General features: G+C 44.4%; 19 protein-coding genes and 1 pseudogene. 13 read left to right on the forward strand and 7 right to left on the reverse strand.

The genetic code is table 11. From position 1 onward, the window contains the following. Positions 1–8 precede the first annotated feature (8 nt). The 10 genes from NNX04_RS21805 to NNX04_RS21850 all read left to right on the forward strand — a co-directional run bounded on the left by NNX04_RS21805 (position 9) and on the right by NNX04_RS21850 (position 9,697). Positions 9–602 carry a DUF6484 domain-containing protein gene (locus tag NNX04_RS21805; RefSeq protein ID WP_007646068.1) on the forward strand — a complete coding sequence of 198 codons (594 nt, stop codon included), beginning with the start codon at positions 9–11 and terminating at the stop codon, positions 600–602. Positions 603–660: 58 nt separating this feature from the next. Next, entirely contained in the window at positions 661–1,656 is a 996-nt protein-coding gene (locus tag NNX04_RS21810; RefSeq protein WP_261948541.1) for a DUF2169 family type VI secretion system accessory protein, read from the forward strand. 19 nt (positions 1,657–1,675) lie between these two features. Beyond that, complete coding sequence (locus tag NNX04_RS21815; RefSeq protein ID WP_040393758.1) at positions 1,676–2,056, forward strand: DUF4150 domain-containing protein; 381 nt, start codon at positions 1,676–1,678, stop codon at positions 2,054–2,056. Positions 2,057–2,064: 8 nt separating this feature from the next. After that, a complete protein-coding gene (locus NNX04_RS21820; RefSeq protein WP_050977145.1) occupies positions 2,065–3,351 on the forward strand; it encodes a TIGR02270 family protein in 1,287 nt (428 codons plus the stop codon). Beyond that, entirely contained in the window at positions 3,351–4,448 is a 1,098-nt protein-coding gene (locus NNX04_RS21825; protein ID WP_040393756.1) for a hypothetical protein, read from the forward strand. Before NNX04_RS21820 ends, NNX04_RS21825 begins: the two co-directional genes overlap by 1 nt. Further along, positions 4,432–5,355: a hypothetical protein gene (locus NNX04_RS21830; protein ID WP_007646053.1), complete on the forward strand. Its 924-nt coding sequence runs from the start codon at positions 4,432–4,434 to the stop codon at positions 5,353–5,355. The genes NNX04_RS21825 and NNX04_RS21830 overlap by 17 nt, the downstream gene beginning before the upstream one ends. Beyond that, entirely contained in the window at positions 5,352–5,909 is a 558-nt protein-coding gene (locus NNX04_RS21835; RefSeq protein ID WP_007646051.1) for a hypothetical protein, read from the forward strand. The genes NNX04_RS21830 and NNX04_RS21835 overlap by 4 nt, the downstream gene beginning before the upstream one ends. 345 nt (positions 5,910–6,254) lie before the next feature. Next, positions 6,255–7,271: a DUF2931 family protein gene (locus NNX04_RS21840; protein ID WP_040393742.1), complete on the forward strand. Its 1,017-nt coding sequence runs from the start codon at positions 6,255–6,257 to the stop codon at positions 7,269–7,271. A gap of 191 nt (positions 7,272–7,462) precedes the next feature. Further along, positions 7,463–8,482 carry a DUF2931 family protein gene (locus tag NNX04_RS21845; protein ID WP_040393740.1) on the forward strand — a complete coding sequence of 340 codons (1,020 nt, stop codon included), beginning with the start codon at positions 7,463–7,465 and terminating at the stop codon, positions 8,480–8,482. A 189-nt stretch (positions 8,483–8,671) separates the two neighbouring features. After that, a complete protein-coding gene (locus NNX04_RS21850) occupies positions 8,672–9,697 on the forward strand; it encodes a DUF2931 family protein (protein WP_261948542.1) in 1,026 nt (341 codons plus the stop codon). Positions 9,698–10,157: 460 nt separating this feature from the next. Here the strand turns inward: NNX04_RS21850 and istB are convergent. The 3 genes and pseudogenes from istB to NNX04_RS21865 all read right to left on the reverse strand — a co-directional run. Continuing rightward, positions 10,158–10,754: pseudogene (gene istB / locus NNX04_RS21855) on the reverse strand (IS21-like element helper ATPase IstB); the annotation flags it as partial. Next, positions 10,682–11,089 carry a hypothetical protein gene (locus NNX04_RS22850; protein ID WP_315973100.1) on the reverse strand — a complete coding sequence of 136 codons (408 nt, stop codon included), beginning with the start codon at positions 11,087–11,089 and terminating at the stop codon, positions 10,682–10,684. The gene NNX04_RS22850 and the pseudogene istB, both read right to left, overlap by 73 nt. 170 nt (positions 11,090–11,259) lie before the next feature. Further along, a complete protein-coding gene (locus NNX04_RS21865) occupies positions 11,260–11,418 on the reverse strand; it encodes a hypothetical protein (protein WP_261948543.1) in 159 nt (52 codons plus the stop codon). Positions 11,419–12,033: 615 nt separating this feature from the next. Between NNX04_RS21865 and NNX04_RS21870 the strand changes: the two genes are divergently transcribed. Beyond that, entirely contained in the window at positions 12,034–12,213 is a 180-nt protein-coding gene (locus NNX04_RS21870; RefSeq protein WP_261948544.1) for a hypothetical protein, read from the forward strand. Positions 12,214–12,358: 145 nt separating this feature from the next. On the opposite strand, the gene NNX04_RS21875 is transcribed toward NNX04_RS21870, so the two are convergent. The 3 genes from NNX04_RS21875 to NNX04_RS21885 form a co-directional block, all read right to left on the reverse strand. Beyond that, complete coding sequence (locus NNX04_RS21875; RefSeq protein ID WP_007646034.1) at positions 12,359–13,267, reverse strand: ROK family protein; 909 nt, start codon at positions 13,265–13,267, stop codon at positions 12,359–12,361. Next, on the reverse strand, positions 13,267–14,487 hold the full coding sequence (locus tag NNX04_RS21880; RefSeq protein ID WP_261948545.1) for a glycoside hydrolase family 88 protein: 1,221 nt from the start codon (positions 14,485–14,487) through the stop codon (positions 13,267–13,269). Before NNX04_RS21880 ends, NNX04_RS21875 begins: the two co-directional genes overlap by 1 nt. Positions 14,488–14,764: 277 nt before the next feature. Further along, positions 14,765–15,889 (reverse strand): LacI family DNA-binding transcriptional regulator, encoded by a 1,125-nt coding sequence (locus NNX04_RS21885; RefSeq protein WP_261948546.1) that lies wholly within the window; start codon positions 15,887–15,889, stop codon positions 14,765–14,767. Positions 15,890–16,128: 239 nt separating this feature from the next. On the opposite strand from NNX04_RS21885, the gene kduI reads away from it, so the two are divergent. Then, a complete protein-coding gene (gene kduI, locus NNX04_RS21890; RefSeq protein ID WP_261948547.1) occupies positions 16,129–16,977 on the forward strand; it encodes a 5-dehydro-4-deoxy-D-glucuronate isomerase in 849 nt (282 codons plus the stop codon). Between the two features lie 11 nt (positions 16,978–16,988). Then, positions 16,989–17,747, forward strand: coding sequence for a 2-dehydro-3-deoxy-D-gluconate 5-dehydrogenase KduD (gene kduD / locus NNX04_RS21895; protein WP_007646028.1), 759 nt, complete (start codon positions 16,989–16,991; stop codon positions 17,745–17,747). 52 nt (positions 17,748–17,799) lie between these two features. Here kduD and NNX04_RS21900 read toward each other — a convergent pair. Beyond that, positions 17,800–18,043: hypothetical protein (locus tag NNX04_RS21900; protein WP_261948548.1), on the reverse strand; the 244-nt coding region annotated here is incomplete at its 5' end.

An 18,043-nucleotide genomic window follows, 5' to 3' on the forward strand; every position in this document is an offset into this window, starting at 1 on the left:
TGTGATTTATGAGTGTTCATTTGTTTGAAGAATCAAATGGTGTTGAGCTACAAACAGAATCTGCTGTTCCAATCGTAGCACCGGGCGAAGTACTGCTCGGTGTGCTTTCTGCGATCGATAGTAGTGGCAGTCCCATGGTTGGGTTCCCACAGTTTCCAGAATCTGAAACAGTTGCTGCTCTCGCTACTATCCCGGTATTGCCACAGCATATTGGCCGTCAGGTTGCCTTGCTGTTTACCCAAGGTACGAATCCGCGCCCAATCGTTATTGGTTTTCTTTACTCTCCGTTACAACAAGTGCTGGATAATCTTTTTGAGTCGCCGGAGGCAATAACTGCAATTGATAAACAAGCAGATCAGACGGTTTTTGATACCACGATTGCAAAGACTCGCGAAATGATTGATACCAATCTTCAAACCGATACAGTACATGTTGATGGTAAGCGAGTTGTGCTGGAGGGGCAGGAAGAAGTGGTTTTAAAGTGTGGCGAGGCGAGCATTACACTTACGCGTAATGGCAAGGTAGTTATTCGCGGAAAATATTTGCTCAGCCGTTCTAGTGGTATTAATCGGATCTTGGGGGGATCAGTACAAGTGAATTGACAGGGATGGCTGCCGCCTGCGGTCTTTGTAAATAGTTTGTCTCCAGCGAATTTCCACTATGTTGCAACTTAAAAATAATACTCCTTTTGTTACTGCATTTACTATTTTCCCCAATGAAAATGCGATAGACACGCTTTACATCATGGTCAAAGCAACCTTCCTGATTGGTGAGCAATGGACACTGGCCAGTTCACAAATGCCTCTACACCAAGCGGATGAATATTGGGGTGAGCCAGCAAAATCCAGCTTACGTTTTAGTTCGGATTATCACATCGGTAAACCAGCGACCGATATTCTTATGATCGGTTCAGCGTGTTCACCTGATCAAAGGCCCGTGCGACAAATGGATGTTGGACTCCAAGTGGGTTCCGTGAATAAAGTAGTGCGTGTTTTTGGTGATAGATTCTGGAGCCGCGATCAGATTTCACAACCTGAACCCTTTGTGACAATGCCTTTGGTATACGAGCGTGCTTTTGGAGGGCGGGATTTAATTAATGGAGAGACGCTCCGCGATGTGGAAACTAAAAATCCTGTTGGTTGTGGTTTTGCTGGACAAAAACATCAAACTGAGTTGAGCGGTTTTCCTTTACCGAATCTTGAATGTCCGGATAATTTAATTCGATACAATCGCGATAGACCTGCACCCGCGTGTTTTGCTCCTATAGCCCCCAATTGGCAGCCACGTGTCGGTTTTGCGGGTACTTACGATGAACTCTGGCAACAAAATCGTGCGCCTTATTTGCCAGATGATTACCGCCCACGCTTTATGAATGTGGCACCACAGGACCTGATTTACCCTGGATATTTACAGGGCGGTGAAGCAGTAAGAATTATTGGTATGCACCCAGCAGGCGATTTAGTATTTAATCTTCCTTACGTGAATTTATCCAATAAAGTTTTAGTTGCTGGACAAGAAATAACGTCAACTTTCCATATAGAAACTTTGTTGCTAGATCCTAATCATCGTCAATTAGTAATGGTGTGGCGTGCTGCATTGCCCTGCGATAAAAAAATAACCAAAGTTCAACAGATATCAGTCAGCTTATCCCGTTAAATGGATCAAGGAGAAATAAATGGCGCAAACAACCTTTTGTAACACGCGTGGTATTGCTCATAAGGGGAGTGGTGGTATGAGTACTGTATTTCCCGATGTCTGTAAAACGCCAGTAGGTTCAGCCGTCGTGCCTATTCCTTATCCCAATATTGGCAAATCCTCTGATACCAGCAAAGGGCCGAAAACGGTGGTGACTGATGGCAAAATGCCTATGGTAAAAGGTGCGGTTTATTCCACCAGTACGGGCGATGAAGCGGGGACACTTAAAGGTGTTATCAGTGGCCAAAATAAAGCGGAGTGTGAATTTATGATGTACTCGTTTGATGTGAAATTTGAGGGAAAAAATGTATGCCGTTTAGGTGACCCCTTGTTTCACAACAAAAAAAATATCATGGGTTGATGTTATTCATGACTACAGAGGCCGCTTTTTCACGCAACCTGGTTGGCCTTTACGGTCATATTCATGAACGTTATGCAGATGACGCTACCTTTTTGTGGTTACTTCGAGACCTCGCTGTTAGTCAACCGCACTACAATGTTACAGATCTTGCTGAACTCGATGGCCGCATTGATGCTCAGCTCGACGGTTTAATGACTGCACCGGAAGAATCCTGGGCCATATGCGCCGATGCTCTTGAATTGCTCCAGCCCGACGCCGTTTTCACCGCTGCTGTGTTAGCGTTTCGCAGTTTGGATATACGCCATATCCAACAAGTCGTGGAAGCGGGTATGAGCAGCGATCACACCGTGCGCGGTTTGGTTGCCGCTATGGCGTGGTTACCCGGCAGATTGGTGCATTCCTGGATTAAGAAATTCCTCACCAGCAAAGATCTCAATCACAAATACCTTGCTCTGGCGGTGTGCAGTGCAAGGCGCGAAGATCCGCGCGAATTCTTGACAGCAATTTTGCAACGCGATGATTGCCTTGCGCATCCCCGACTCTACGCGCGAGCACTTCGTCTGATTGGTGAATTGAAACGCTTTGACCTTTTGCATGCATTGCGCGCCGGAATGGTATCAGGTGATAAAGATGCCGTGTTCTGGGCTACTTGGTCAGCCATTTTGTTAGGTGATAAATCGCTAGCCACCAACCTGCAAATTTACGCACTTAACCCCAATCCCCATCAAACCCGTGCCATGGCCTTATGCTTTCGGGTACTGCCATTAGAAACCGCACGTAGCTGGATCACTCTGCTCGCTAAAACCCCAACAAATAGCCGTCTGGTGATCACGGCAACAGCGTATCTTGGCGACCCGCAGGCCATTAATTGGTTGATTGCGCAAATGCGTATACCCACCTTGACGCGATTGGCAGGCGAAGCCTTCACCACCATTACCGGCATCGATCTGCAGGAGCACAAGTTGATGTTGGAAGAACTTCCGGATCTGGATGCACAGCTGCCGGATGATGGGGCGCAAAACGAAGAAATAGGTTTGAGTGACGATGAATATTTGCCGTTTCCAGACGTCAATAAAATCGCCGCAATATGGCAGAAGTACCAACAACGTTACGCACCCGCGCAGCGCTATTTTATAGGGCAAATCGTCAGCCCCGGTATCAGCGCGAGTGAACATCTACGCAATGTCTTTGCTAACGGGCAACAACGCCAAAGACAAATGGCTGCACTCGAACTTGCGCTATTGGAACCCGCCCACTTTTTATTGAACCACGCCGCGAAAGGATTCAACGAATAATGTCAGCCCCACGTTTGTATATTGCTGGTATGGGCATGATCACACCGCTCGGCCCCAATGTTGCGACCACCGTTGCAGCGGTTGATGCGGGGGTTAGTGCTTATACCTTGTCTGATTACCATACGGATGATGGTGAGCCGATCACGATGGCTAGAGTGCCGGATGAAGTATTTGAGCACACCAAATATGAATTTGAGGAAGGGAATGACGTATTTAATCATCGTCATGGGCGAATGATCCGCATGGCTATAGTGGCATTGCGTGAAAGTGTAGCTGCCGTGGATACTCTTGATGCCACGCCTTTGATCCTGGCTGTACCTGCTGATCAAATACAAGACAAGGGATATATCCCTTTTATTCCTGCGCTTGCACATAACTTGAAACCATGGATTGAATTACCCTTAACGCGAAGAATATCGACTGGGCGCGCCGCTAGCATTGAAGCTATTCATTTCGCCTTTCAATACCTAATGGATCAACCTCAGGACTATATTCTTATCCTAGGTGTTGACTCTTACGATGACGATACGGTCATCAATCAATACAAAAACAGACTATTATCACTCAGTGCGGCAGATTCTTTTGCACCCGGCGAAGGTGCTTGTGCGCTGCTATTAACGCGACACATCGAACTTGCTGAACAAAAAAATGGATGCGTGATTGCATTAAATCCGCCCTCTATGTCTGAAGAAGACGGACATCTATTTAGCGATAAACCGTACAGAGGTGATGGATTGGATCGTGCTTTTAAAGGCGCACTAACATCACATCCCACCAATAGTATTCAATCCATATATTCCAGTATGAATGGAGAAAATCATTGGGCGAAAGAATATGGCGTGGCGTATTTGCGTAATAAAGAAAAATTTATTGAGAAAATCAAAATCGAACATCCAGCTGATTGTTACGGTGATCTGGGCGTTGCTACCAGTGCAGCTTTAATCATAGCCGCTGCAAAAAATTTACAAAGAACAAATACAACAAAATCGCTAGTCTATAGCTCATCAGATCACGGATTACGAGGAGCTTTAGTGATTGAGAAAGTTCTGTTTCGTGATGCCAATAAGTTAGGGGAAAAGAATGACTCAATTGGGTGAGAAAACGGCGAGCGGTAAAGAAAGCATTCCTGCTGAATTAACAGTTAATGTTGTTGATTCATGTTCAGATAAGGGAATAGAAAATGCAGAGATTAGAGTTTGTCGTAAATTACAGATGTCGGATAAAAATGGAAAAGCTTTATTTAGTGAAGTAAATCCAGGAGGAACAGCTGTTTATGTAAAGGTTCATACAAAAGACGCGGATTATTCGACGTTTATATCACATTATCCCAGGTTTTTGCGTAGTCAAAAAGCAGTGTCATTGAATGACGACGTTATATCCTTAAAGGCTGGGCAAAAAGAAACGTTAACAATTAAATTGGATGTTCATAAAGTAATAAAAGAAGTGGTTTTTCATAGACGACATATCGACTTTGGTGGTGAAGATAAATATGGGCACTGGTGGTCAGTGTTTGATATGAATATGAGTTTCGGGTGGTGGCCAAAATATCCAGTCGGAAGTTATGAAAATCGACGGAGCAGTCCTCCAAAGCCACCACCAACGTTGGGATCAAATGCGGGCTGGAAAGAAAAAATTCAACATAAGTTTGATACTTTAACTTACGAAGCTGCGAAAAAATTATTTGAAATAAAAGAAAGTGGCCCAAGTCAAACTTTTCGTGGCGTCGAGGGTGAGCTAAATGGAGTAACTTATTTTCAAGGCATAGCCAAAAATGGTATTTATAAAGATCCTCATGACCTTGGTGGAGATACAGGAAATGAACAGTATTCACCTGTTATACTTGAATGTATCCAGCTCGACAAGATTAAGAACAGAGCACTTGATTTTTCTTTGTCTTATTCCGGTGATTGGTCGTGGCGGTTAGAGGCAGGAAATCATTGCCATACTTTTCAAAAAAAATTAATGGCTCATCTTGTATTTAAGAAATATAAGGTACTCAAATGAAAATAGTGGAATTGCTATTTATTATCGGGTTTTTTTTATTTAGAAATAGTGGTGAGAATATGATTAATACAGTGTCTGCAAAAAATAATAATAATGAAAAATGTGAAGTCAGTTTTTTTAAGAGATGGACTGGATATTCTCATCCAGTGAGAGTAATAGATCCCATTAATTTTTCGGATGCACTCATGCGCGGTAATTATCAGCGCGCCTGGATATGTGAAAAAAATTCAAAAGAATTATTTGTCCTCCTTGAAAGAGTTGAAGCACAAGGATTGAATAATATAAACATTAAAAATGACACCGATCTGTCATTTTTCCTTGCAGATGTGGCTGTTGATGGAGCCTATAAATTAGGAAGAGAAATTACTATTGCTGAAACATTTTATTTAGCTTCCTTTTATGTGGAAGCTACGGAGGCTAGTGGACATGTAGGGAAGTTTTTGATTAAGCAAAAACTAGGAGGAAAATTTGAATATATGTACGATTCAATGGGAAAGCTCGCCAAGTTGCGGGTGACAAATGACGAGGGCACAATAACAGAACTTGATTATTAAGAATCGATTATGATTCATCGGCTTCCTGAAACTCGATCCTCATTTAGCCATACCATAATAACTTTATGCAGAATGAAATAAGGTTGACAACTGTGAGGAGTTAAGAATGGCGGATCATAAATTCCACCAATTTTGATTTAAAAGACATGCACCAACAACAATCTGTGAGGCCGTTAGATTAAGAATAATATCAACGGTTTTGATCACTTCATAATATAACTGTTTTCCACACTAATAATCCCCTGCTAAAACGTATCCGGCACGACCACTTACACATGTCATCCAAAGACTCATTAGGATTACATCCCCGCTTTAACGACAAAGGGCAACGCTGGAGGCAAGCGTATGATGCTTAAATTCATTGTGTATAAACTGGCTTTTATATTTATTCTTTCTTTAGTTGGGTGCGGAAATATGTTCACCAAAAATAAAACCAAGTTTCACTGGCTGGCGACAGAAAGCGCCCCAAAAAATTACCCTATGCGAATTATTAATGGCACCTTTTATTATCATAATGAAAAAGGTGGTTTATACGTTCCTACTGCAGCCGCTATCAACCCACATTGGGGAACAGGCAGATCAACCCATGTCGTGGGTGAAGACTTCAAACCCCTGCCAGATCGTTTGGACATCCGTTTTTTTTCTTTTACTGAAAATAAACTTTACCAAGGCAGTTTCGATCTTCCTTATGAAAAAATATTAGCTTTATTTAGAGAAGGCGTAGCTAGAGATAAAGACCGCCCAACGTTTAATACCATCATGGCCGGTGTTGCGCCTGGTGGTATTGTTTCGGTTTGGCTGACAGGGCGTGAAACACGCGAAGTATTTTTCGGCCAAGCGGAACCTTATGAAGATGATTTATTTGATATAACACAACGGAAAATCAATGACCGGGATGATTATGTTCGGCGCAACATAATTGAAATGATTGGTATAGAAAAACTGACGGATATTGAAAAAAATGGTGTTCCCTTGGGGTTGTGGGAAAAATACCGTACCCCCTATAAGTGGTCGCCCATATTTAAAACAGAAAAAAAAATGTCTACCTATCTCTCACTATCTTTTTTTAATGGAGAGAACTATCGTTTTGATTATCCCTTGAATAAAAATGTTATGGCAAAGGGGCGCCCTTTGCCCCTCCTTATTTCATTCGGTTGCTACATAGAGGGAACTGAGAAGCAGTATTTTTTTACAGTGCGTTTTGATGAAAAAGAACTTTATGCGGCGTTTGATAAATTGGGCGGCACTGAAGAGTTAGTTAATATTGAAATAGAACCCTTACTACCCAAGAACCTCACCAAAGTAAGGCTGTATAACAGCAAAGGTTCGATAGAGTTAAAGCATTACAAATCCGAGATGTGAGATTGATGTAAAAATGGCGGATCATAAGTTCCGCCATTTTTATTTACAAAACATACCCGCGTAATATTGCGTCATCCCTAATAATCCACTAGTAAAACCTATCCGGCATGACCACTTACACATGTCATCCGAAGACTCATTAGGATTACATCCCCGCTTTAACGACAAAGGGCAACGCTGGAGGCAAGCGTATGATGGCCAAATTCATTGTATATAAACTGGCTTTTATATTTATTCTTTCTTTAGTCGGGTGCGGAAATATGTTCACCAAAAACAAAACCAAGTTTCACTGGCTGGCGACAGAAAGCGCCCCAAAAAATTATCCTATGCGAATTATTAATGGCACCTTTTATTATCATAATGAAAAGGGCGGGCTGTATGTGCCAACTGCGGCAAGCATTGGTCATTTTTGGGGCACAGGCGAATCAACCCACGTTGTCGGTGAAGATTTTAAACCTTTGCCCGATCGTTTGGATATTCGTTTTTTTTCCTTTACGGAAAATAAACTTTACCAAGGTAGTTTCGATCTTCCTTATGAAAAAATACTCGCTTTGTTTAAGGAGGGCGTTGCTAGAGATAAAGAGTCTCCCATTTTTAATCGCATGATGGTGGGAGTAGCACCAGGGGGTGCTGTGGCGGTGTGGGTAAGGGGGCGCGGCGAAACAAGGGAAGTGTTTTTCGGGCAAGCTGAACCTTATGAGGATGATTTATTTGATATTACACAACGGAAAATCAATGACAGGGACGATTATGTTCGCCGCAACATCATTGAAATGATTGGTGTAGAAAAGCTGACCGATATTGAAAAAAATGGTGTTCCCTTTGGGTTATGGGAAAAATACCGTACGCCCTATAAATGGGCAACGATATTGCGCACTGAAAAGAAATTATCAAACGATACAAAGTATAGTTTTTTTAACGGTGAGAGTTATCGCTTGGATTATCCTTTTAGCAAAGACGTGTTGAATGCTTCCCGCCCTCTTCCATTGTTGATCGGTTTTGGTTGTTACATCGAAGACACATCGAAACAATACTTCTTTGTAGTGCGTTTTGATGAAAAAGAACTTTATGAAGCATTTGATAAATTGGGTGGTACTGAAGAGTTAGTCAATATTGAAATAGAACCCTTCCTACCAAAGAACCTGACAAAAGTCCGGTTGTATAACAGTAAAGGATCGATAGAGCTACAGCATTACAAATCCGAGATGTGAGATTGATGTAAAAATGGCGGACTATAAGTTCCGCCATTTTTATTTACGAGGCATGCACCCGCAATATTACTTCAGGCCTAACAATCCACTTGCTAAAACGCATCCGTCACGATCATTTGCATATGTCATGCAAAATGGCCATTGGCTACAATCCGCGCTTTAAAAAAGGAAAGCGCTTGAGGTATTACTATGAAGTTTAAAACACTTTTAAGCAGTGGTTTAACAGGTTTATTTATTTTTTTAACAGGTTGCGGTAGCGCTATGAGTAAAAATCCTACAACATTTGATTGGCTTGCCACCGAAAGTGCCCCAAGTCATTACCCTATGAAAATTATTCAAGGTGATTTGTTTTATCATGGTCAAGGCGGAAGTCGATATATTCCTAGTGGTGGAACACTTCGTGCTGGATGGGGAAGTTCCATTTCTACTCATATAGGGGGAGATGAGTTATATCCGTTGCCTGATAGGTTAAGTATTGTGTTTTTTTCACTTACGGAAAACCAATTTTACCAAGGTGAGTTTGATTTACCTTACGAGAAGATATTAGCGTTATTTCGTGAAGGTATAATCGCAGATAAGAAATCTCCCTATTATAGAAAAGTAATGGTTGGTGTAGCGCCGGGGGGTGTTGTATCAGTTTGGTTAACGGGTAATAGAACCAAAGAAGTTTTTTTTGGGCAAGCAGAAAAAATAGACCTTAGTTATGGACGAGCCACTGGATTGCCATTTGATGGAAAGCATGACGAAGATTCCTTTATTAAAGGGATATTAGAGGATGTCCTCAAACCCGAAGAGCTCGAATCCTTAAAAAAAGATGGAGTACCTTTTGGTCTCTGGGCGCGTTATCGCACGCTATATACTTGGAATTTAAAATCTGGCGGCGCAGTTCCTTTTAAGCATGAAATCATTGGAATGAAGTATTTAAACGGTGAGTCAGGGCGGACGGATTATCCTTTTACCGAAGAATTGGTGAAAACCCCGAGGCCTCTGCCGCGCTGGATTTCAGTAACACCTAAATTTACCAATAGAAATACAAACTACAGATTACATTTTAATGAATTTGAATTGATGAATGCATTTGAAAAATTAGGTGCTAATGGAGAAGAGGTAACAATTGAATGTGATGCAAGAATGCCGCGTGAAGATGCTCGCCTACGCGTCTATAATGACAAAGAATCCATCGAGTTGAAAAAAACCAGAGTTTCAGACCGCTGACTTTTTGCAAGAACTATTTTCTAAACCTAGAGCGAATGCCAAAAACGGTGAGCTATTTAGCTCGCCGTTTTTATTTCCGTTAACAAATACTGTCCAAGAAAAATAAAAGATGTTTATGTAATGAAGAGTTTCACTTAAGGACACACGGAAATCTTGTGTTAGTAGCTATATCTGTCGGCAGAAATTCTAACCCGGAAGACTGGTTAAAAGATAAAGGAATTAAAAAATCCGTCACGATCATTTGCATATGTCATGCAAAATGGCAATTGGCTACAATCCGCGCTTTAAGAAAGGAAAGCGCTTGAGGTATTACTATGAAGGTTAAGACGTTTTTAACCAGTGGATTAACAAGCTTATGTTTATTTTTAACAAGTTGTGGTGGTGTTTGATATGAATATGAGTTTCGGGTGGTGGCCAAAATATCCAGTCGGAAGTTATGAGAATCGTCAGAGCAGTCCTCCAAAGCCACCAACAACGCTGTTGTCATCTTCGTATCACCAAACACATTCGACAATTCTGCAAAGCTGAGGTTAGTGGTGATGATCATGCTGGTGCATTCATACAGTTTGCTCATCAAGTGAAACAACAAAGCACCACCGGTTTGGCTGAAGGGTAAATAGCCCATCTCATCCAGGATTACCAAGTCGGTATGCATGAGTCGCGAAGCAATTTGTCCTGCCTTACATTGCTGCTTTTCCTTCTCCAAGGCCTTCACTAATTCAATCGTCGAGAAGAACCGGACACGGCGATGCAAGTGTTCAATCGCTTGAATGCCGATGGCACTGGCAAGATGGGTTTTACCCGTACCGGGGCCACCGACAAGTACAACATTCTGTGCGCTATCCATAAAGTCACCTGCACACAATTGCCGAATCAATGCTTCATTGGCCATGCTACTCGTAAAATCAAAACCACTCAGATCCCGGTATGCTGGGAATTTGGCAGTCTTCAGTTGATAAGCCTCCGAACGTACTTCGCGCTCGGTCAGTTCTGCTTTGAGTAAATGATCAAGGATACCCGTGCTCGCCTGGAATGCCGGTGAATCCTGTTCAGCAAGACGAGCGCAAGGATATCCACCATCTCCCGATCACCACCCACACGCTTTAACAAAATGGTTTGTAGTGATTGAAAGGCGTTGGGTAATTCGGCGAAGGGAGCTCCGTTGCGAATGGCTCCGGGTTTGCGCTGCAACACCGAGAGGTAACCCTCGAAACCAAGTGCGCACAAATCGGCATGCATCTGTTTGAGTGAACGGCGTTGTTTGCGGGACGTTCTTGCAGCATCACTCAACCATTGCGCCAACTTATCGGCAAAAGCATCGGGCTTGCTGGTTGTCCGTCGCTTGGGAAAATCCGGTACGTCGCGCAATCTCCCGCAGCGAGAGTTTGTCACGGAAATACCAGCGTCTGATCTTGCTCAAAATGTCCACGTTAATCACTCCTATCTCCCGCTCGAAAAGCAAGCAGGATAGTCGGTTTACGTGGGTCAGTTTTCGGTGCAAATATGGGGGTTTAGGGGGGCAGTTTTAGGTGCAAATCAACATTAATCTGGCTCACTCCATATTATGATTTGAGTTGAACAATTTTTACGCCAAATACTTTACGTAAATGCTCTCTATCCTCAGAACTTAATTTCATTTTTTGTATGTCCTCTTTTTGAATGTTTTTGTTCTTCTCTTTTGCTTCTAAAAACTTGGAAAAAATGCTAACAACAGTACCCATAAAAACCCCTCAAAATAAGCACACTTTATGTGTGAAAAATGCTGTTTTAAGGAACCCATTTCCTTAAAAATTCTTCATAAGTAATTCAGCTCAAAACCGCTTCTTTTTTAAAGCACGGGAAACCTACTGTTTAAAAATAGCACCATTTACCATTATTTTTTTCTCACACCCCACGCAGTATACTGACTTAACCTAAGTCTTTGAAAAATAATAAGTTAACTGGTATACCTCATTGTTTATTTTTGTATAAATTGGTATACCACCCCTATTGAAAACCGCGCCAGTACTGGGTTTTAGCGGTTAACCGAGGTATTTTTTATATTTCACTATTTTGAAATGAGTTAACCACCCATTTTTTCTATCCTTTAAAGTGCTAACCGATTTTTTCCTGTTTTTACTCACAGATTTTCTTGTGAAGAGAGATAATTGAATAGGCCTGCGCCTTCGGCGCAACATACTCGCTCCGCCCGTTCGCGTTGCTCTCTTAATGCTACGCTGCGACAGGGCTTCCAGCCCTGACTCTGGATTGGTGGGGATGCTCCCCACACCCAAAGTTAATCAGGTGAAGGGGTAGCGTTTTTATCGTTGAATATATGCGTAGAAAGGATGATGGAAATGAGCTTTTTAAATACCGATTTAGACAACAAAAAGGTGAGTCCAACCGATAAAAAACCGGTGTCTTTAATGACTGAAAATGAGCTTCTGGATGGGCTTACCGCATTTACAGCCCATGCTGATGAGGTGGCATTAGATCAGCATTTTATGGATTGCGAGCTGGATTCAGCCCGCACATGAGAGATTACTTTTAATGGTGATTTGTACTCCGCTTCGTCGATTTCTTGCTGGAGTTTCATCTCTGGTTTTATGTTCCTCTGGAGCAACCGCATCCTTACTGTATTTAAGAAAACTCGCACCTGTCCGTTGCTGTGGTTGAGGGGAATTATCGAATCTCTGCAATATTAGGCCATAACCTCGCTGCACCTCTCACACCAGAAGAATCGCCCCAGTGGGGTGGCACCACTTTACCACTCCAATGATCTGCAAATATGTATTGTTCGATAACTTTGGGCAACTCACGGTATAGCATTGGAATATTGGATAAGCCGCCACCAATAACCACTACATCGGGGTCTACCACGTTGCAGATGGATGCTATAGCGCGGCCAACACGATTAATCAAAGCGGATATTTCGTAAATCGCGGCGGTATCACCATTTTGTGCAAAGGCTGCAATTGCAGCCCCTGTTTCAGTTCTGCCAGTGCGCGCTTTAAAACAGCGCGTGAGTGCGGTGCCGGAGATCCATTGTTCAAGGCAACCTTCCTGACCGCAATAACATGACGGAGCGTTGCTTTCATCCAGGTTTTGCCAGGGGAGGGGGTTGTGCCCCCATTCACCAGCTATGCCTTGGCTGCCTTCCAATAAACGTGAGTTGATGACTACTCCACCACCACAACCGGTCCCCAAAATTAAACCGCATACAATATTTTTTCCTGCACCCGCACCATCAAATGCTTCTGACAATGCAAAACAATTGGCATCGTTTGCAAATTTTATTGATCGACCGAGTGCATACTCCAGGTCTTGAGTGAAATCACTATTATTCAAATACAGTTTATTTGAATTGCGGATACGACCAGTGCGAGGGCAGATTGATCCTGGTGTGCCAACACCAACACTAGCGGTAACTTTTAATTGTTTTTCAACGTCTTTCACCAGATCGCGCACAGTTGCTATTGCTTGATCATAATTGTCGGGCGTGGCAGCTCTCACTCGTGCGCAGAAATTTCCTGCGTTATCTAGGGCTGCTACTTCAATTTTTGTTCCACCAAAATCTACACCGATACGCATTACCAGTATGACCTCCAGGCTTTTTGAAACCGTACCAGTGCTTCGAGGTAAAAGTAGTCACCCCAAATACAACTTTCATCCACACCTACATTGTGAGGTTTGTGGTAAACGGCGTGTTTTAATAAGCCGGTTCCCGCATCTGTTTCATCGCAGCTGTAGCCTCGAATGAGGTTGCCCATAATTGCTTTTGCTGCATTTTCATAAATATGTCTGTCTGGATTTGTCAGTGGTAGATGGCGGACTAATTCAAGTAATCCACATACAGCGGTAGCGGCGGCAGATGAGTCACGCGGTTCATTGCCTTCGGTAAAAATTAAATCCCAATAGCACACCAAATCATCAGGCAGACGATTCAAAAAATAATTGGTGAGGCGGCAAGCCTGTGTAAGCAGCTGTGGATTTTGATAATAACTGTAGACCAATGGAAAACCGCTAATTCCCCATGCCTGACCGCGTGCCCAGCAGGAGCTATCAGAAAAACCTTGGTGGGTGCTGCCCCTGCGAGCTGCCCCGGTTTTTACATCGAGAAAAAAAGTGTGGAATGTGGATGCATCGTCGCGAATTAAATATTGCATCGCTTTTTGAATATGACTGTCTGCAGCTAGGCGATATTTTGGCTCAGTAGTTTCTTCGCTGGCCCAATAAAGTAGCGGTAGATTCAGATTGCAGTCGATAATCATGCGCCCGGCTTCTTCCGGATCATTAAGATTGCCCCAGGCTTGCACTATGCCTGCGGCAGGTAAGTAGCGCTCCAGTAAACAATCTGCAGCCATTAATGCAGCCGTGCGCGCTTCGCTATTGCCCGTGAGCCGATAAGCCGATACACAGGAGAGTGAATACAAAAATCCAAGGTCGTGATGATCGACATTAATCCGGTTTTTAATCCGCGCTGAAAATGATGACACTTGTTTTTGCGCGGCCAGTAAATAGCGTTGAATATTGGTTAACTCGTAAGCTAGCCACAGCTGCCCGGTCCAAAAGCCATTAGTCCACTCAACATTACCAATCTTTGGGTAAATTCCTTGCAGCGATGATGGTGCAGGGAATTCATCACCAAAATACGCAAGGCCTTGCTCCAGTTTTGCTAGTGCCTTCTGTGTGGCCTCGGCTAATAGCGATGGTGTTAACCCATCTTTTATATTGAATCGTTCGGGGATGTGTATTGTCTCTCTTGCGTTTGCAAGAACAGGCCCTTTTGCTTCGTTGTTTGTGGGGGGCATGGCTGCTCCAAAATTATCGGGGCTTTTTCTGAGAGCTGGATTTTTATCGAGCGCTAACAGAAATTAAACTGTATTAATGGTATCGATACCAGTGATGGAGTGCAAGAGCGGCAGAGAAAGATAAATTAATAAATCGTCCCAGTGAATTTGGTTGCGGCTGATGCGCAGGGATTTGATCGTTGGTATTTGTGCTGGAAAATTAAATACATGCTGCTGTAGTCAACATAACTACAGCGGCGGTAGGTTGTTTTTACTAGTTATAGAAGATGGCGGGGGATTAGGTTGCGGTAACGCCGCCTACCGGCCCGGTTGAATCGCGTTTCATCAATTTGTAAGGCGCTACAAAATGACGTACCACGCCGTCATGTTCGGAAATACGCGGGGCGGTTTTGAGCATATCGTCGAGCATGGTGACTGCGGATTTAGCCATTTCCGCCAATGGTTGATGGATGGTGGTCAGCTGCGGCCAGACTGCAGTGGCCATGGCAGTATCATCAAATCCGGCCACACTGACATCCTGCGGCACTTTCAAACCAAGCCCGTGAGCAACAGCAAGCAGCCCGGTAGCCATTTCATCATTGCAGGCGAAGATGGCGGTGGGGCGCTGTTTTTTGGGCACATCCAGGAGCGCCTTGCCAACATCCAATGCGCAGCGATAGGTGAAATCGCCATCCGGCATCCAATGGGCGGGTACTTCCAGATTCGCTTCCGCCATGGCAGCCAGAAAGCCTTCGGCGCGGCTGTTAGCAGGCGAGTGTTTAGGGTCACCCTTAACAAACGCGATTTTGGTATGACCCAAACTTTGCAAATAGTGAGTCATGGCGCGGGCGCCAGCAAAGTCGTCGATAAGTACAGCGGGTGAATGAAGGCGCGGGCTGCCGGAAGCAAAACTAAGTGGCAGTATGTCGTGCCTGCGCGCCAGTTGCTGAGCCTCCAGTGAGTCGCAAATTGGTGGAGGAAGAATGACTCCCTGGGCGCCTAGCTCGATCAGTTTTTTAAGTGCATCGATAGGTTGTGGGTGCGCCAATAGGGGTTCGATCAGCAATTGACAACCCAGTGCACTGCTGGCGGCAAATGCGCCCATTAGAAAATCACCCAGGTTGGATGATTTGGGGTTGCTGAAAATAATCCCAATACGCCGCTGGCCGCTGCGCGCTGCGCGAGCTGCTAAATTGGGCACGTAGTTGAGTTCTTTAATAGCGTCTTCCACACGTTTACGCATTTTGGCGCTTACCGCCGTGGAGCCATTGACCACCCGCGATACTGTCATTGAGCCGACACCGGCAAGTTTGGCGACATCATGTACTGTCGCAGGTTGCTTCATTGCCGGTGTTTCAATAACTGATTTTTCTTTCGCAGGGGGAGCTTTTTTCTCTGCCGTTTTTTTTGTTTTTTCTGTCATATAACCCAATGCCTGCTGTGATAGCCCAGGAAATACCCGGCGCTGCAAAACGCAATTATTTATCTGATTTGCCATTATAACTAGCTATTGGCGGATGCCCGAGCATATTCCTATCGCGGGTTCTTGGCAAAGCGCAGCTTTGTGGATTCGCAATCAATCCCAAGCGGGTGGTTTGAAATGCTGTTTCTTTTTGGTATCGTTACCAAAATACATTATCAATCCACCTGTAGGGCTAAATCATGTACAACAAGACTTACTACGCCACACATCCGGCAATGATGGACTCGCTGGATAGTGATCAATTGCGCGATCATTTTTTAATGGCTTCGCTGTTTCAGGAGGACCGGATTACCCTGAATTACACCCACTATGAGCGCATGGTAGTGGGTGGCGTGTATCCCATTACAGATGCTATTGCACTGCCCACACAGGATGAGCCGCACGCCGCCTTGGGCCAGCCTTTTCTGCAGCGGCGCGAACTGGGAGTGGTAAATGTAGGGCAGGGGGCGGGTACAGTCACAGTTGATGGGCAGTTGTTTGAGTTGGATGCAAAAGACTGTTTGTACATCCCCATGTCCTGTGAATCAGTAGTATTTGCATCAACCGATACGACCATTCCTGCCAAGTTCTATCTGGTATCTACTCCTGCACACACCCGTTTTGAGTTGGTGAAGGTATCTATCAAAGAGGCTGTACCGATTAAGTTAGGTTCACTGGAAACATCAAACCAGCGCACCATTTATCAATACATCGTTCCCCAAAAAGTGAAGTCCTGCCAGTTGTTACTGGGGCTTACTATTCTCGACCCGGGTAGCGTCTGGAACACTATGCCGCCGCATCTGCATGATCGTCGCTCGGAAGTGTATTTCTATTTTGATTTAACGGAGGCCGGACGGGTATTTCACTTTATGGGTGAGCGCGACAAGATCCGTCACATCATTCTACAAAATGAAGAAGCGGTAGTTTCCCCGCCTTGGTCAATTCATATGGGATCAGGCACTCGCTCCTATGCATTTATCTGGTCGATGGGCGGCGAAAATCTGGATTACACGGATATGAAACCACTGGATTTGTGTAAACTGCGCTAGGGGAAATCAGCATGTTGGATTGTTTTAGTCTGACCGGGAAAGTAGCGCTGGTGACTGGCACTAATACCGGCTTGGGGCAGGGGATCGCCATTGCCCTGGCACAAGCTGGCGCCGCTATATGCCTGGTGGGGCGCACTGAGCCAAGCGAGACTCTCGATGCAATTAATCGTATTGGGGGAAAAAGCCATGTGATCCTGCGTGATCTTGCGTGCAGTGATGGTGTGGAAAGTGTGGTGACCGAAACACACAAGGCGCTCGGCGCTCTGGATATTTTGGTCAACAATGCCGGCATCATTCAGCGCAACGATGCGCTGGACTTTACTGCTGCGGAGTGGGACAGCGTGTTGGATATAAATCTGCGCAGTGTGTTTTTTCTCTCGCAAGCGGCGGCACGTTATTTTGTGACCAATAACCGCAGCGGAAAAATTATCAACATAGCCTCCATGTTGTCCTTTCAAGGTGGGGTTCGAGTGCCATCCTACACCGCCTCCAAAAGCGCAGTATTAGGTTTAACCAAGGCACTGGCAAATGAGTGGGCTGACAAGCGCATCAATGTGAATGCTATAGCACCGGGGTATTTCACCACCAACAATACTGCTGCGCTGCAAGCTGATCCCCAGCGTTCGGCAGAGATTCTGATGCGTATACCAGCCAAGCGTTGGGGGCAGCCCTCCGATTTGGGCGGGGCTGCAGTTTTTTTGGCCTCCAGTGCTGCTGACTATGTGCACGGGGTTACGCTCCCGGTCGATGGTGGCTGGCTCGCCCGTTAACTTCCTTTGTTTCGCGTGCAGGGCATTTTGGATTGCCTGCCCATCACGCTGTTTATGCGGTCAAGTAGCAATAAATGCTACTTTTGGTATCGTTATCTGCATAAGGGTAACTTCTCTGGTTTATCCGCCTGGCTACCAAGGCTATTTTCTGTTGAATAGCCAATAAAGTGCTTGCAGGATTAAATTGGTATCGATACCATTTGTTCATGTGCTTAACCTTTGCTCTATTTGTCGCACATTTTGCCGGCTTTAAACCTATGTTAACTCTAATAAAAGGGTGGAGAAGATGACTATGA

Source organism: Cellvibrio sp. QJXJ, from assembly GCF_024452345.1.
Classification (GTDB): Bacteria; Pseudomonadota; Gammaproteobacteria; order Pseudomonadales; family Cellvibrionaceae; genus Cellvibrio.

Bases quoted from the DNA above. Each gene is read 5' to 3' on its own strand.
- NNX04_RS21805 (WP_007646068.1), top strand. From the start codon at position 9: ATGAGTGTTCATTTGTTTGAAGAATCAAATGGTGTTGAGCTACAAACA.
- NNX04_RS21810 (WP_261948541.1), top strand. From the start codon at position 661: ATGTTGCAACTTAAAAATAATACTCCTTTTGTTACTGCATTTACTATT.
- NNX04_RS21815 (WP_040393758.1), top strand. From the start codon at position 1,676: ATGGCGCAAACAACCTTTTGTAACACGCGTGGTATTGCTCATAAGGGG.
- NNX04_RS21820 (WP_050977145.1), top strand. From the start codon at position 2,065: ATGACTACAGAGGCCGCTTTTTCACGCAACCTGGTTGGCCTTTACGGT.
- NNX04_RS21825 (WP_040393756.1), top strand. From the start codon at position 3,351: ATGTCAGCCCCACGTTTGTATATTGCTGGTATGGGCATGATCACACCG.
- NNX04_RS21830 (WP_007646053.1), top strand. From the start codon at position 4,432: ATGACTCAATTGGGTGAGAAAACGGCGAGCGGTAAAGAAAGCATTCCT.
- NNX04_RS21835 (WP_007646051.1), top strand. From the start codon at position 5,352: ATGAAAATAGTGGAATTGCTATTTATTATCGGGTTTTTTTTATTTAGA.
- NNX04_RS21840 (WP_040393742.1), top strand. From the start codon at position 6,255: ATGATGCTTAAATTCATTGTGTATAAACTGGCTTTTATATTTATTCTT.
- NNX04_RS21845 (WP_040393740.1), top strand. From the start codon at position 7,463: ATGATGGCCAAATTCATTGTATATAAACTGGCTTTTATATTTATTCTT.
- NNX04_RS21850 (WP_261948542.1), top strand. From the start codon at position 8,672: ATGAAGTTTAAAACACTTTTAAGCAGTGGTTTAACAGGTTTATTTATT.
- NNX04_RS21865 (WP_261948543.1), bottom strand. From the start codon at position 11,418: ATGGGTACTGTTGTTAGCATTTTTTCCAAGTTTTTAGAAGCAAAAGAG.
- NNX04_RS21870 (WP_261948544.1), top strand. From the start codon at position 12,034: ATGAGCTTTTTAAATACCGATTTAGACAACAAAAAGGTGAGTCCAACC.
- NNX04_RS21875 (WP_007646034.1), bottom strand. From the start codon at position 13,267: ATGCGTATCGGTGTAGATTTTGGTGGAACAAAAATTGAAGTAGCAGCC.
- NNX04_RS21880 (WP_261948545.1), bottom strand. From the start codon at position 14,487: ATGCCCCCCACAAACAACGAAGCAAAAGGGCCTGTTCTTGCAAACGCA.
- NNX04_RS21885 (WP_261948546.1), bottom strand. From the start codon at position 15,889: ATGACAGAAAAAACAAAAAAAACGGCAGAGAAAAAAGCTCCCCCTGCG.
- kduI (WP_261948547.1), top strand. From the start codon at position 16,129: ATGTACAACAAGACTTACTACGCCACACATCCGGCAATGATGGACTCG.
- kduD (WP_007646028.1), top strand. From the start codon at position 16,989: ATGTTGGATTGTTTTAGTCTGACCGGGAAAGTAGCGCTGGTGACTGGC.